Genomic DNA, 15,446 nt, shown 5'->3' with positions numbered 1-15,446 from the left:
TGGTGGTCTCCGTTTAACCGCCTTCAGAATTATAATTCTCACCTTATCGACTTAGTTTAAGGAGCCATTGTGCGAGTACTACACACCATGATCCGCGTCGGCGATTTACAACGCGCCATTGATTTTTACACTCAGGTAATGGGTATGACACTGCTTCGTACCAATGAAAACAAACAGTATGAGTACACCTTAGCCTTTGTTGGCTATGGTGACGAGAGCGAAGGCGCCGTCATTGAGCTGACCTACAACTGGGGCACAGAGAGCTACGATCATGGCAATGCATTTGGCCATATTGCCATTGGTGTCGATGATGTATACGCAACATGTGATGCCATTCGCGCAGCAGGCGGCACCATTACTCGCGAGCCAGGGCCGGTAAAAGGCGGCACCACTGAGATCGCCTTTGTTGAAGACCCTGACGGTTACAAACTCGAGCTTATTCAGAACAAAAACATGACCAAAGGACTCGGTTGATTGTTCGCTCTAACGCGACATAAAAAAAGCGCCAATTGGCGCTTTTTTATGTTCGCATGTCATTGTCATGATGCCCTGTAGCAAAAAAGAGTTTTGATACTGCTGCCACAAGACATAGCTCGCGTATTACTTTTTGCGTCTCCCCAGCCAAAAGCTATCGTCATTGAGTACTTGATACTCATCGACTTCCACATCAAACGTTTCATCAACAATGAGTTGGTCAGCTAGTTCGATCGTCATTCGCCAGTCACCGCCTTTATTGTCAACCGGCGCCCAAATGCAGTCGCCTAAATAAAAGTTCCAATCATTGTCAGCGACATATTCATCACCTTCAAACGGTGCCATCACCAATCCCTCATCATCAACCAGATTAGGATGTTCAATGCACCAGTGAATTTGTTGCCCTTTGGCTCTTTTAATATTGACGATCAAACCAAACTCAAGATCGAGTTCAGCGACGACATGACGGGTAAATGACTTGATCTTCGGCAATGCTTTACTGTTGGCGTCAAAGCCATCGTAGATACCAGCACTGATAATCTGTGCGCTGAACTTTTGTTTCGCCATGGTCGACAGCCTAGTGACAATAATATTGGCCGCAGATTTTATCTCGAAAGTGGCGTAATCAACAATCCAACATCAAAGCCAAACTAAGTTGTGAATCAGATCGACCTTAAACCAATGCCAGATTGTGTTACCGCTACCACTAAAATACCCTAGTAACTATTATCTCCTTTTTTGAGCCAACAACTTATGCCGCAAACAACTTTTACCAGCATACGCTTAGCGATCATCGTATCGCTCGGTGGCTTTATTTTCGGCTTTGACGCTTCGGTTATTTCTGGTGTGGTTGGTTTTACGATATCTGAATTTGGCTTAAACGAATGGCAACAGGGTTTTGTCGTCAGCTCTCCGACTCTTGGCGCGGTACTCGCGAGCCTCGCAGCGGGGCCGCTCAGTGATCAAATTGGGCGTAAAAAAGTCCTATTGGCGATTGCTTTTTTATATTTGCTATCGGCCGCAGCATCGGCGTTTGCCACCAGTTACTACATGCTGATATCAGCCCGGTTTATTGGCGGCCTCGCTTTTGCCAGCTTGGTTCTGGCACCAGTCTACATTGCTGAAATTTCGCCAGCTCACTTGCGCGGACGTTTAGTGGCAATCAACCAGCTCAATATTGTGGTTGGCTTTTCAGCTGCCTACTTCTCCAACTTTCTAATCCTGCGCATGAGTGGCTCAGATGCCGGATGGGTTAATTGGCTGGGGATCGACGATAACACCTGGCGTTGGATGTTAGGAATCGAAACACTTCCCGCGCTATGCTATTTCTTGTTGCTGTTTACCATCCCTGAAAGCCCTCGTTGGTTGGTGGTGAAAAATCGATTAGCAGAAGCTAAAGAAGTGCTGGGCGAACTGGTCTCGGCCGATCAAATCGATCAGCAACTCAAAGAGATTCAACACGGCGCCGATCACTCGCAAGAATCGTTTACAACACGACTTAAATTCCTACTTGATAAGCGAGTCCGACTAGCGCTTGTTGTCGGCGTAATCGTCGGTATTGCTCAACAAGCAACCGGAGTAAATGCCATTTACTTTTATGCGCCGAGTATTTTTGAACAAAGCGGTGTCGGCACTGATGCCGCATTTGCACAGGCCATTTGGGTTGGCATTATCAATGTGGTGTTTACCCTTATCGCCATGGCATTGGTTGATAAACTCGGCCGCAAACCTGTGTTGCTGGCAGGTTTGGTTGGCGTAATGGTGAGCATGGGAGCTTGCGCTTGGGGCTTTAGTGAAGCGACGTACCAACTGACTATAGCCAGTATTCAGCCGCTGCAAGACAGCATTAATATTAGTCTGCTGCAACCGATTGTTGGTCAGCTGTTTACTGATGATGTCTCGTTCAAGCAAGCTCTAGAAGCAACCCTGGGCACTGCGTCTGCCCGAGCCCATGAAGGTGCTTTGCTACAAGCTGCAGTCACAATGAATACCACTTTAGTGCTATTTGGCATTCTAGGTTTCGTCGCCTCATTTGCTATTTCACTGGGCCCGGTGATGTGGATCTTGCTCTCTGAGATCTTCCCTAATCATATCCGTGGTATTGCCATCTCTGCGGTGTCATTTATTAATGCCGCAGTTAGCTTCACCGTCCAGCTAGTATTCCCTTGGGAGCTGCTTAACCTTGGCACGGCGATGACCTTTCTTATCTATGGTAGCTTCGGTGCGGCTGGATTTATCTTGGTGGCTTGGTTATTGCCAGAAACCAAAGGTCGTTCACTTGAACAATTAGAAGACCAGTTTGCTGCTTCAGCCAAGTAACCGGTCTTAATTTCTATCTCTCCGGCTGCCGCCAATGACGTATGGAGGCAGCCGGTTGCTCAGGCTCCTACTCTCATCGCACTAACCTGTACGTCACTCCTGTCCTGCCCAGCGAATTCACGAACAAACACCAGAACTACCGTCAGAAGCCCTCAATTCAATACTTCAACACGGGTAAACTAAACAGTGCTTCCTTACGGGAGTATGACGCAGTGATATCGATGAGAGAGCAGCGTCCGAGTACTTGTTTACAAAAGCTCTAGCATTGAGGCTTTGGGAAGTACGACGGATTGATTTCAGTGTCGGGTAACAAACGACGCCACAATTCAACCTCGCTTCAAAACCAGCGAACACTTTGAGTGATGTGCAGACAAAAAAAGCCCCGTGATGCGGGGCTTTAAACGATTGATTTAGCAGTTTGGTTACGTCACCAATTCTAATCCTTAGAACTTGGCACGAACACCCACTGCATAGCGAGCACTTTGTTGGTTGGCTCGAATCAATTGCTCTTTGTAGCGGCCATGAATGCGCTGCTCTTCTTCCAGCACGTTCAAGCCTTCTAAGAACACGTTAAAGGTATCATTGATATCATAGCTAATGCTGACATCTAGCTGACCGTACGACTCGGTGAACTGAGGCTCACCACCCTGCTCTGGCTGACCATCTGCAGAGTAGAAATCATCGCGCCAGTTATATGCAGCGCGCGCTTGTAAGCCATCTTTGTCGTAGAACACCGAGAAGTTGTATGAGTCACTCAGGCCTGGCAGTGCGAATTGGCTTTGAGTGTCTTCGATATCAAGTTCGGTATCACCTGACACCAAGGTGGCGTTTGCCGAGGCACCGAAACCAGTGTCCCAGAACCAATGCTGAATCGCCAATTCCCAACCATGAGTGCGCAGATCTTCGGCGTTCGTTGGCATCCGAATTTGCCAATCAGCCAATGGATCTTCTGCCGATTGCATAATTGGGTTGGCCGGATCGGTCCCTTGCATTTCGTGAATCTTGTTGAAGATATTTTCATCGGTCAAAGGCATGCCTTCATCGGCCAATTCAGCGCGCGCAGCGTTGGCGCGAGGCCCTTCGTAGATATCGCGCAATTGATCGTATTGCACACCCTCAACAAACACGTTAGCGATGAAGTTCTCTACTTCTTTATTAAACCAACCGACGGACACATAGCTGGCATCGCCATAGTAGTATTCAACTGAGAAGTCGAAGTTATCTGCACTGTATGGTTCCAGAGCCGGGTTACCCGCATCACCATTACGACGACCAATCTTAGGCGCATTGGTCAAAGCTGTTGTGCCTCGAAGAGCAGTCAAATCTGAACGCGTCACGGTTTTGCTGTATGAGAATCGAGTAACAACATCATCCATAACTTCCAAGCTGAAATCGAGATTTGGCAAGAACACCTTGTAATCTGATTGCTCATTAGAGAATGACTTCTCATCTTGGTAATTCAAGTGCCATTCTTGTGCAGTAGTCCACTGCATGTCGGTAGCTACACGCTCTTCACTGCGAGAGGTAACGTCCGTTGTTTCATAGCGGAAGCCAGCAACAACGTTTAACGGCATCTCGTTGAATTCACTTTCAAAATTTAACTGAATAAACGCCGAGTCAGTTTCTTCTTCGATAATATGATGAGAGATTGGATCACCTTTGTCGGTCAAATCAAAGCCATGCTTGTCTTCTGACAGCTGAATGACACTCTCGAAATCATAGCTAAAGTAAGTACGCTCAATGATATCGCTACCGCCACCAGAGAAGTCGTCTAAGAAGCCACCACCGACAGTTTCTTCTTGCATCAATGGCCAGTAATCTTCATCGACACAACAGTACCAGCCGGTACCAATCATTCGCTGATAACTAACTGCAGAAGTTTCGAATTCGGTGCGTGCGATACCGAAATCAATTGATGTCAAAGAATCATTGCTATCGTTGATCCACTTACCGCTCAGCTGATATTGCTTCACATCAGTGTCGTTTTCAGCAAAGTTATTCATCGCAAACAATGGGCGATAGTCTTCAGCAGTGAGCTTGCCGTCACCGTTCCAGTTCATATCCAGCAACGGAATGTCAGTATTACGAGCATCAAAGGTGAAGTCATCAGAGGCGCCTAAAGCCCCCAAAATTTGGAAACCATTCCAACCATAGCGATAAGCTTCTGCGGTCGCATTTGAGTCATGGTAATCGAACTCAAATTCCATATTGTCAGTTGCTTGCCACTTAACATTGAGGCCGAGTGATTTGTTTTCATGCTCGGTATCGTTACTCGCGGTACGCGACATGAAATCACCACCATATTCACGAGCATACACCACAGTACCATTTTCATTGATCTCCATCTCAGCAGGCGCACCGTGGTTCATCCACTGGCCCCAAGCTTCGTTCATGGCTTCAATTTCAAGTTTGGAATAGGTGTAGTCGAGAGTCGCAGTGACGGTGTCCATTGGTGCCCATTGGAAGGTCAACTGGCCATTGGTACGAGTCCGTTCGTTGTTCTCAATACCAAAGCCCATATTACGTGGGTACCAAGTGTAACCGTAAGGGTTTTCGTTGTTATCAATCACCGAGCCGGCAAGCGAATGGTCGAGATTTGGACGCCAACCATCAACGTTTGCGAATTTAACTGCACTATCGCGCTCTTGGTAGGCAAACGACAAGCTCACGCCAAACGTATCTTCAGCAAAGGTATCGCTAATGAAACCAGAAATTTCTGGCGTAACCGAGTCGCCATCTTCAACGCTGCGATCGGCAACGCCTTTGACACCAACCGTAGCGTGGAAGCCGGCATCATCAAATGGACGGGCAGTGCGAATATTGATGGTCGAACCGATACCGCCAGAAGACACATCCGCCTTACCAGTTTTAGAAATCTCAACGCCAGAAACACTTTCTGAAGCGATGTTGGCAAAATCAAAGGAGCGAGTTGATTGCGCACTCACTTGAGCGGTTGGCATCATTCGATTGTTCAACAATACCAAGTTGAACTCAGGACCAAAGCCACGGACAGTTACTTTACTACCTTCGTTGTTTCTGCGATCAATAGATACACCAGTGATACGCTGTAGTGACTCAGCAAGGTTAGTATCAGGGAACTTACCGATATCTTCGGCAGAAATAGCATCGACCACACCTGAAGAGGAACGTTTGATGTCTTGCGATTTGATTTGTGACGCTCGAATCCCCGTTACCTGAATCACTTCAGTGTCGTCTGCGGGAACTTCTTCAGCCGCAAGGCCAAAGGCAGAGACAGTGGTTCCCAATATCAACGCAACGGATTTACATATCAGAGTCGGACGGAATCTAGACTGCTGCATGTTCATGATTGACTTCCTTTGATTTTAATTATGAGTTTTCGCTACATTGAGTTCGCCACTCGTTCATTTTCGAGAGCCACTCAATGAGCATTCGCTGAATCCACATTCACCATTCTGTTAGCGGTATCTTTTATTTATGGAACACCCGGACTTAAAACAATGGCTGAGGCTGTTTATAAAACGTTCTCCCCCTACAGCGCTTTTGGATGTTCTAATTGCTATCAGCTGTAAACGCATGGTAACGGTAACACTCGCTTTCAAAGTGAAATATTGTTCTAGGTCAATTTTTGTCAGTGCTTGCTATGTACTTGAGAATAAAGTGTGAGCAAGTAAACTTTTTTTCAACAATCCATTAACCCCATCACAGAGCAAAATGTGACCGGTATCATAAAGAGTGGGAGCATACTGGTTTTGGATTAATCAGAAGAAATGTGATGGCGATCATCAGGCAGCGGCTGCTGCAATTAAAGTCTTTAAAAATCAGATTAGTAATCGATTGTAATTCGTATTTATGAGGTCAATCGAAAAGCACCAGTGATTGTTACGGCAGTAACAAAAAGTGTCAAACGGCCGAAGGGGACGGCCGTCATGTTGTACCATCAACCGTGCTGGCGAATCAGGTTGAGTAGCTCTCGATTGCTAGGCAGACCATTCATGTATCGCTGCACTAGCTTGGCATTTTCATTGTAGTAATGGCCTACTCGATTGACGTCAGTGCGTTGCTGTGTCGTTGGCTTGATCTGGGTTTTGAACCCCATGCCATACAAGACATATTGATAACTGGCCGAAGGAAATATCTCTTCGAGCTGATTGAAATCATGACGTGATGGCGGTTGATGACGCCAATATTCGAGTAATTCAGCAAGCCGTTCAGGCACCGTAGTTTGGCAACGGCAATCGAGCCAGTATTGACTATCTTGCCGCTGACTCAGCACATAGTGAAGTTTGAGAAAATCGATGATCCGCCCCCAACGATACAAAAACCGGTCATTGAAACGTTTAGCCACCATGTCCATCGCTGAGCGAGTCGGAGGCATCTGGTCACGAATCATGGCTGCCGAGAGCTCCACTAGAGCCAACGCCGATGCTTCCAGCGGCTCGATAAACCCTGCAGCCATGCCAATAGCAACACAGTTGCGATGCCAAAACTGTTGGCGATGACCAGGATCGATGTTGATTGTCCTGATTGTTGCCTGCTCAGCTTGTTGCTTGCCAATTGACGGCTCGATGTAGCGTCGAAGAGTCCGTTGGGCTTGTTCCTCACTACTATGCGCCGAAGAGTATACGTACCCTACTCCACGCCGAGTAGGTAAGCCGATATCCCAAGTCCAGCCCGCAGACTGTGCGGTGGCGATAGTAGCAGAAGCAATATCATCATTTGGCGAGGAATATGGGACCTGCAGTGCTATCGCTCGGTCATTAAACAAATACTGTTTTTGACTCACAAATGGGATTTGATAGTGCTGGCCCAACAAAATAGACGCCAAGCCACTGCAGTCGATAAATAAATCGCCCTCTAATTCACCGTGTTGCTTGGTCGATAGCGACTCAATATCACCATCAGCAGCACTGTTGACGGCAGTGACATGGTCAAGGACATGACGCACTCCTAATCGCTGAGTAGCATGCTGTTGCAACAACCCAGCGAATTTACCCGCATCGAGGTGATAGCCGTAATTGGCGACCGCCGCATAGCCAGGCGTTGCTGGCTGTTTGGGAGCCTTTGCCAACTCACACAAATGGCTTTGACTACTAAAGGCATCGGCGAAAGACTGATTTTTACAGTGAGTTTGCCAAAACGGAATCAAATCACTGTCGAGATAGCCCGAGGGTAATTCGAACGGGTGATAATAGCGGTCTGCTGGTTCACCGCTGACCCAGTTGACGAAACAAGAACCTTGTTTGAACGAAGCATCACACCGGCGCAGAAACTCATGTTCATCAATGCCGATCAAACGCAAGGTATCGCGCATTGATGGCCAGGTACCCTCGCCTACACCTATGGTTTTAACATCAGGGCTTTCGACCAGCGTAATCGACATACCGCTTTCTGCTTGACCATGATGCTCTGCTGCCAATATCGCCGCAGTGAGCCATCCAGCCGAGCCACCGCCGACAATGACAATTCTAGTTACTGCTTTAGTCATCGGGTTGCTTTGAACCTCTTATAGTGTGCCAATAACAAGACAATGATCGATGATTACCGCGGCCCTAATGGCTACATCGTCGCTTTGCAGTGCTTGTCAATGAACTCTTGATGCGAGGTCATTCGAGCCACGTCATTGACCAACTTGTGCTGCATAGATGATAAGAACTGCTGCAACTCAGCTTCGGACATTTCATCCACTACTCGGTGATACTGTTTCGGCACCACACCTTGGCCAATCATCACTTGTAGCCACGAATCGACAAATAGCTCGTCATGGCCTAGGATAAACTGGCCTGTTTCCTCAAACATGTTTAAACGCTGAGCTAAACTTTGAGGGATTGCCATATCGCGGCATCGGCGCCAAAATTCGGAATCGTCGCGTTGTGTTGCTTTGTAATGCAAGACAATAAAGTCTTTGATTTGGTCATAGTCGTGGATCATTGACTTGTTGTATTGATCGACTTCGATGGCATTGATACCGCGACTTGGAAACAGCTTGATCAGTTTGAGAATGCCCTGCTGGATCAGGTGAATAGCCGTTGACTCCAATGGTTCAATAAAGCCGCCCGACAATCCTATCGCCACGCAGTTTTTACTCCAAAGTTTCTCTCGATGACCTGTCTTGAAGCGAATTTTTAACGGCTTGGTGATGGTCTCGCCTGATACCGATGACAGCAGCAACTGTTCAGCTTCTTCATCTGACATGTATTTGCTGCAATAGACAATGCCATTGCCCATTCGATGCTGTAGCGGTATTCGCCATTGCCAGCCAGCATGATTTGCAATCGAACGGGTGTAAGGTCTTGGTGGTTCATCGGACTTGGTTTGAACCGCGATCGCCCGATCGCATAACAACCAGTGCGACCAGTCAACAAATTCGGTATCTAGTGACTCGCCGAGTAATAGCGATTTAAACCCCGAGCAGTCAATGAACAGATCGCCTTCGACAACCGCACCGTCAACATCGACAGAGCGTATGAACCCTGTGTCAGGATCATGATTAACGCGATCGACCATGCCCTCGATACGGCGGACACCATTGCTCTCCGCCAAATTGCGCAGCAGTTTGGCGTATTTGCCAGCATCAATGTGATAAGCGTAGTTCAAGCCCTTGGGCTGTTTGGTGAACTTATTACTCAGCGCCGCAGAGGCCTCTAAGTTGAATTCGCTGAATTTACTGGTCATCCCCAGTTGCTGAGCTTTGGTCCAGAAGTTGTGGAAACCGGCAGCCCACAAGCTTCGCCCGGTCTCTCCAAAGGCATGAAAATACTGTTCACCTTGCTGGTGCCAATTCTCAAAGTTAATACCGAGTTTATAGGAGCCGGACGTCTGCTTAACAAACTCAATGGGATCAATACCAAGTAAGCCATTGAAGAACTGCATAGTAGGAATAGTTGCTTCACCCACCCCTATGGTGCCGATTTTATCCGACTCAATCAGCGTAATGGTTAAGCTCGGAATGGTGCGACTTAACGCTGCGGCTGCCATCCAACCAGCGGTACCACCGCCGACAATTACCACCTTGTCAATCGACTCAGTCATCATAATCCCCCACCAAAAATAAAAAAATTCTACAAAATCTATATAAAAATCAGCGATTCAATGCGTTCAGAATCATCGAGCGATATTTACGCGCATCATCGATGGACAAATCGCTGAGTAGGCCCTGCGATGACTCTGGGATATGAGAAAAGTCGTCATTCATCACATAGTATTCAATCATCTTTAACCACATACGCTTTTGTTCTTTTGACAGCGAGCGAAGCGACATAATTGACAAGTTCAAGCTATCCATCGGTGTTGGTAAATACGCCTTTGATTTTTTCCACCAATAGTTCATCAGCACGTTAACGTCGTCATGCGATTTAACGTGATGCCACCACATGCTTGGCACAAACAGCACGTCTCCCGGGTTCAGCTCAAATACTTGAGCATGTTCAAGGGCCGTCTTGAATTTGGGAAACTTAGTAAAGTCAGGTGCATCAAAATCAACCAAACTAATGGCAGGACCTGCCGGAGTATAATCCAACGGTCCAATGTACAAATTCTCAAGTTGCTCGGGCGGAAAAAGGGTAAAGGTACGCTTGCCAGCAACCAAACAAGCAAAATTATCCGGCCAATCAAAATGTGCGGAGACAATGGACTGATTGCCAATCCAAATGTTAGTCAGTACCGGTAACGAAGTGAAATCCAGCGGATTATCATCGCTGAGACCAGGAAACCAACGATCAACATTGGTTGAGCCCATATATAAAGTTGGCTTTTGGTCCGCTTCAGCACAGCGTGCCAACTGCTCGAACAATTGGTCGACAGTAATCTTCAAAGACTCAAAATTGAAGCCTTGGAAATCGGCCTGATAACCAATTCTTCCTTGCCATTGAGGCTCCATAAAATAAGCCAAAAGAGCCTCATTGCCAGCGTACTGGCTGAGATATTGAGACAATTGTTCAGACGACTGATTGGCCTTTTTTACAATGGGCCAATCGGCAATTGCTCCTCTCAACACGACAGGTTCTAGCGCCGTCTCAGCGATGTCTCTGAGCATATTTTGGGTTTTGACATCTACCCCCATGCGACTACCCCACTAGTGCCGCGCCAGCTTTATTGTGTTTCGATATCAACTTGGAGATATTCGATAAAGATGCAATACACATGTAGGCACCATGCAAGTACAACGGCTTCGCCAGTGCCTCCAAGTCCGCTGCAGGCAATTTGTTGAGCAACTCTTCGTTGATCACGAAAAAGCCACTTAAACGGACGTTTTCGCCACTCGCATCCTTAAACTCAAGCGCCAACGGATCGAGCAGTTTTAACTTATCCAGCGCTAGACAGAAGTCATTGGTCAATTCGCGTTCGGAGTGCAACCGGTGCAAAACATCAACAATTCGATTGGTGTATTCGGTGTTACCGCCGTGGGGCATAAACAGGCGCTCCCCATGCTCTAGACCGACTCGGGGATCATCGACGTCGACACTGACGATCAGCCCTTCTTCGCCATTTGAGCGTTGCTGTTTACCGATTTTGAATGGCCCTTTTTCAATCATGGCTGGTTGAAAGCTATCGTTCCAACCCTGCTCAGTAAGAGATAAATTCTGACCTTCTTCCAAACCCAGCATTGCCATTGGATAAATCACACCATTTTGGTGGTCTTTGTGAAAGAAAATAGGATGATCGCTTTGAGCGTTTCGGATCTCGCTAAAGGTCAATGACACACACATTTTGTCATCACCGAATGCGGCGCTGCGTTTGCTATTAACTTTTAGATTTGCATGCTCAACATTGTTCAGAATTTGTTGTTTCGACATAGTTTCTTATCAGTGCTTTTTTTGATTATTGACTATAGATAGAGCAGTTCAATGAAACCCGCTGAATCGCTTATATGCTGCCGTATTCCGGACCAGGTTCAACAAAACAAAGTCCGTCGAATCGATCCAATGTTAGCGCTAAAAACACTGCTAGTACCATAAGCTTGGCAGCTCAATTGGTGTAACTGTGAAGTAGCATTATCTCGGTTGTATTGTGGTCAATAGAAAACCAACTTGACGAAGTGCTTGGAGTGAATCAGTGAGAGTGTGTCAGCCGCTGCAAGCTACTTCTTTTGGTTTACTTTGCTACTAAAACCAGTCAACCAGCGCTATGAGTTAAAACTAAGGCCTCCTTGAAAGACAACAAACAGCCACCTTGTGGTGGCTGTTTGAACTATTTCAGATCAACTTACCAATATTAGTAAGTCCAACGAACACCAATGGTGTAACGCGCTTCTTGTTCTGCTGCAGAAATAACAGCGTCATCAGCACGAGCTCTCACTCGAGTGTTTTCCTCTAGCACGTTGATACCGTCAAACGTCACAGTGAACGACTCATTGATATCGTAGCTAACGCTCATATCCAACTGACCATACTCTTCAGTGTAAGCAGGCTCGAACTGGTTGTTACCGCCAGTCGTTGCACTTAAGAACTCATCACGCCAGTTGTAAGCCAAACGCGCTTGGAAGCCATCTTTTTCATAGAAGCCAACCAAGTTAGCCGAGTCACTTAAGCCAAGCAGTGCAAATTGGTCTTCACCAACAGTACTGTCATCGTAGTCCACATCGCCATCAACCGTTGTATAGTTGACGATGACACCGAACCCTGACTCACCAAACATGTGCTGAACGGCGATCTCCCAACCATCAATCGATGCTGAATCCTGGTTAACTGGCACGGTCGCAGTGTAGGTCAGTACATCATAGCCATTGGCCGCCGAGTCGCCGACCAAATTACCGTCTGCGGCAATCCAACCTTGATCAAGGTAGTACTGACGAATTTCTTGTGCAGCATTACCTGGGTTAACAACCGCCGCTTGCGCTTCAGCAAGACGAGGACCAGTCGCAGGGTTGTAGATCTCTGGATAGATCACCACGCCTTGACGGATACTGTCGCCGATGAAGTTGTCTACGTCTTTATCGTAATAACCGACTGAGATGTAGCTTCCTTCGCCGTAGTAGTATTCGGCCGAGAAATCGATGTTAGTCGACTCAAATGGGTCCAAATCTGGGTTACCACCAGCAGCAGGGCTTGGGTCGAAGGTACGAGCCTGACTACTCTGCGGCGCAATACCGGCCTGCAAATCATCATAACCAGGACGAGCTAGCGTTTTACTCCAAGATGCGCGCAGTACAACGTCTTCTACTGGTTCCAGTTGGAAGTCAATGTTTGGCAAGGTGTGGTCATAGCTACCTGTACCTTCAGCGAAAATACCGCCGTCTTGTTCCAAAATAAGTTCGTTGGCAGATAGCCACAACTCATTGTTATAGTTTGGAATCAAAGAATTAGAAGTAACATCTGTCTCTTCGTAACGAACACCGAGGTTCACTTTTGCTGGCATGTCGCCGAGCTCAAAATCTAAGTTCGCTTGAACATAGAATGCGTCTTGTTCTTCTTTCAAACGGCGGTCAACGGCATACTCTGGGTTTGCACACAAAGTGCCAGGGTCACAGTTAGTGAACACGTTGCCCGGCAGGCTTGGGTTAGCAAGATACAAGTCAGCGATGTCGGCAGTGAATTGCTTGAAGTCAACGTCGACATACTGGCCATTGATACCAATTTCTTGGCCGTTACTCGGAACGCGGTTCAAATCTTTAACAGTGAATGCATCATCATCAAAGTTTTCATCACCATCACCGTCAGGTGAGTTCCAACCACCACCAGAGGTCTGGCCGGTATAACCTAGACCACCCCAGTCGCCACCTTGGTTAAGACTAAATGCTGAGCGGTTTTCAACTTCAGAGGTAGATAGGCCAAACTCAACACTCTCGACGATACCGTCATCAAAGGTGTAGACACCATCAAACTTAAACTGCTTGATTTCCGTCTTCATGTAGCCATTACGGAAACTGTTACCTGAAGCAATAATTGCACTTGGGTCCAACGATTGATCATCAGTCAAAGTACCAATAAAAGTGGGTACGTCTTTGCTGTAATCAACTTGTGTATTTGCTCGGCGGAAGGTAGACGCTGTCACAATGTTGTTGCTACCACGAGAATCTTTTGGCTGAGCTTCTGCCTCTGAATCATGAGCATCGAATGCCAAGTTCAAGTTATCAGTTGCTTGCCACTCAAGATTGAAACCAATGGACTTGTTTTCATTCTCGGTTTCCCATGCACCAACACCATAAGAAAAGTCACAACAGTCATTGTTGTTCAACAACAGCGGCGAAACGATACCATTCTTCTCGCGGAAATCAGTGCCAGCCCAGTTGCCAGAGCCAAACCAAGCAGACAACTCTTGACGAGCCACCTCTTGAGTCAGTTTTGAATAGGTGTAATCGAGCGTAGTCACTACCGTATCGATCGGAGCCCACTGCACAGTCACTTGACCATTGATACGCTCACGAGAAATGTCTTCCAATGCATACATGCCATTTTGCGGCGCCATGTAGATGACATCAGAACCAGCAGTGTCATAAATCAAATCACCCGCAGGATCGCGGATTTCACCGTTCTGAACACTGGTATTCCAGCCAGAAGTTGTTTCATAGCGATTTGAGGCACTATCACGCTTTGAATAGTTACCGCTGATCGCAACACCAAAGGTATCGTCAGCAAAAGTGTTGCTGTAAATACCAGAGATCTCTGGAGTGATATCATCGCCTTCTTCATTGGAGCGGTCCATGATGGCTTTCACACCAACACTGGCAACCATGTCCTGGCTATCAAATGGGCGCATGGTTTGGATATTGATAGTAGAACCAATACCACCTGTAGTTAGGCTAGCTTTACCGGTTTTATAAACTTCAACACCTGACACAGACTCGGCAGCTAAGTTAGCGAAGTCAAAAGAACGTTGGCTGTTAGCCGAAGTCGCGCTCAGGTTTGCCGCAGGCATCTGACGACCATTCAAGGTAATCAGGTTGAATTCTGGACCCCAACCACGAACCGTTACACGTGAACCTTCGTTGTTTTGGCGGTCAATCGAAACGCCGGTAATACGCTGCAGCGACTCAGCCAAGTTGCTGTCAGGCATCTTACCGATATCCTCGGCAGAAATGGCGTCAACAACACCGCTAGACATACGTTTGATGTCAGCGGATTTATTCAAAGAACCACGAATACCGGTTACCTGAATGACTTCAGTGTCATCAGCTGGCGCTTCTTCTGCGAGCGCTGTGTAGCTGGTGCAGCCCAGCACTGACGCAATTGTCAGAGACAATAGTCTGGGTTTGAATGAATTAATTTGCATTGGTTTCCCCTCTCTCCCCTGGGATGTGTGTTTTATAAAAACAACGCTGATGTAACTCGCGATCCACCGTAACAAGAATGATAAATGTTATCGCTAACAGCACTGTTAACACCGACGCTAACAAGAAGAATACATGAATGCAACAGAGCTGATTGAGCGCCAACTATGCGAGCAATAGGCCGGTTTCTTGTTTTAAATCAGTTTTCATCAAGGATGGATTAAAAAGATTATGATACCGGTCCCATATATCAGTTTGTTAATGTCAAAAAGTGGGAGCAATGCAGTCAGGGCAACGTTATTTGATCAACAGCAAGGCCATTTTTTAAGCAAATAATGAAAAATGACCTGCATCAATAAACTTCGAGTTAATAGTCAAATTTGTGAAAAAGATCTAAATTAGAGTAATAGCTTCAGTTGCGGGCAAATACATTCACTTGGCAAATAAAATTAACGGTAGCTCACCT

General features: G+C 46.8%; 9 protein-coding genes. 2 read left to right on the top strand and 7 right to left on the bottom strand.

The window, feature by feature from the left end; translation table 11 throughout:
* The first annotated feature begins 66 nt into the window (after window positions 1–66).
* A complete protein-coding gene (gene gloA / locus CBE68_RS06305) occupies window positions 67–474 on the top strand; it encodes a lactoylglutathione lyase (RefSeq protein WP_229744681.1) in 408 nt (135 codons plus the stop codon).
* Between the two features lie 126 nt (window positions 475–600).
* On the opposite strand, the gene CBE68_RS06300 is transcribed toward gloA, so the two are convergent.
* Complete coding sequence (locus tag CBE68_RS06300) at window positions 601–1,041, bottom strand: DUF3859 domain-containing protein (RefSeq protein ID WP_087505225.1); 441 nt, start codon at window positions 1,039–1,041, stop codon at window positions 601–603.
* Window positions 1,042–1,227: 186 nt separating this feature from the next.
* Here CBE68_RS06300 and CBE68_RS06295 point away from each other — a divergent pair, with 186 nt between their 5' ends.
* Window positions 1,228–2,793, top strand: a complete 1,566-nt coding sequence (locus CBE68_RS06295) for a sugar porter family MFS transporter (RefSeq protein WP_087505224.1) — start codon at window positions 1,228–1,230, stop codon at window positions 2,791–2,793.
* A 443-nt stretch (window positions 2,794–3,236) separates the two neighbouring features.
* On the opposite strand, the gene CBE68_RS06290 is transcribed toward CBE68_RS06295, so the two are convergent.
* The 6 genes from CBE68_RS06290 to CBE68_RS06265 all read right to left on the bottom strand — a co-directional run bounded on the left by CBE68_RS06290 (window position 3,237) and on the right by CBE68_RS06265 (window position 14,982).
* Window positions 3,237–6,119, bottom strand: coding sequence for a TonB-dependent receptor (locus CBE68_RS06290; RefSeq protein WP_087505223.1), 2,883 nt, complete (start codon window positions 6,117–6,119; stop codon window positions 3,237–3,239).
* A gap of 593 nt (window positions 6,120–6,712) precedes the next feature.
* Entirely contained in the window at window positions 6,713–8,260 is a 1,548-nt protein-coding gene (locus CBE68_RS06285) for a tryptophan halogenase family protein (RefSeq protein ID WP_087505222.1), read from the bottom strand.
* Between the two features lie 71 nt (window positions 8,261–8,331).
* A complete protein-coding gene (locus CBE68_RS06280; protein WP_087505328.1) occupies window positions 8,332–9,804 on the bottom strand; it encodes a tryptophan halogenase family protein in 1,473 nt (490 codons plus the stop codon).
* Window positions 9,805–9,853: 49 nt separating this feature from the next.
* The gene (locus CBE68_RS06275) at window positions 9,854–10,834 is read right to left on the bottom strand and encodes a cupin-like domain-containing protein (RefSeq protein ID WP_087505221.1); all 981 of its coding nucleotides are present in this window, start codon (window positions 10,832–10,834) and stop codon (window positions 9,854–9,856) included.
* A 4-nt stretch (window positions 10,835–10,838) separates the two neighbouring features.
* Entirely contained in the window at window positions 10,839–11,567 is a 729-nt protein-coding gene (locus tag CBE68_RS06270; protein ID WP_087505220.1) for a SapC family protein, read from the bottom strand.
* 418 nt (window positions 11,568–11,985) lie between these two features.
* Entirely contained in the window at window positions 11,986–14,982 is a 2,997-nt protein-coding gene (locus tag CBE68_RS06265; RefSeq protein ID WP_087505219.1) for a TonB-dependent receptor, read from the bottom strand.
* Window positions 14,983–15,446: the final 464 nt, after the last annotated feature.

The organism is Neiella marina (genome assembly GCF_002165625.1).
GTDB classification, from domain to species: domain Bacteria; phylum Pseudomonadota; class Gammaproteobacteria; order Enterobacterales; family Neiellaceae; genus Neiella; species Neiella marina.
The sequence above is the reverse complement of the archived record's forward strand: the minus strand, read 5'-3'. Positions and strand labels throughout refer to the sequence as shown.

Coding starts and splice junctions, on each gene's coding strand:
- CBE68_RS06300 (WP_087505225.1), bottom strand. CDS start 1,041: ATGGCGAAACAAAAGTTCAGCGCACAGATTATCAGTGCTGGTATCTAC.
- CBE68_RS06295 (WP_087505224.1), top strand. CDS start 1,228: ATGCCGCAAACAACTTTTACCAGCATACGCTTAGCGATCATCGTATCG.
- CBE68_RS06290 (WP_087505223.1), bottom strand. CDS start 6,119: ATGAACATGCAGCAGTCTAGATTCCGTCCGACTCTGATATGTAAATCC.
- CBE68_RS06285 (WP_087505222.1), bottom strand. CDS start 8,260: ATGACTAAAGCAGTAACTAGAATTGTCATTGTCGGCGGTGGCTCGGCT.
- CBE68_RS06280 (WP_087505328.1), bottom strand. CDS start 9,804: ATGACTGAGTCGATTGACAAGGTGGTAATTGTCGGCGGTGGTACCGCT.
- CBE68_RS06275 (WP_087505221.1), bottom strand. CDS start 10,834: ATGGGGGTAGATGTCAAAACCCAAAATATGCTCAGAGACATCGCTGAG.
- CBE68_RS06270 (WP_087505220.1), bottom strand. CDS start 11,567: ATGTCGAAACAACAAATTCTGAACAATGTTGAGCATGCAAATCTAAAA.
- CBE68_RS06265 (WP_087505219.1), bottom strand. CDS start 14,982: ATGCAAATTAATTCATTCAAACCCAGACTATTGTCTCTGACAATTGCG.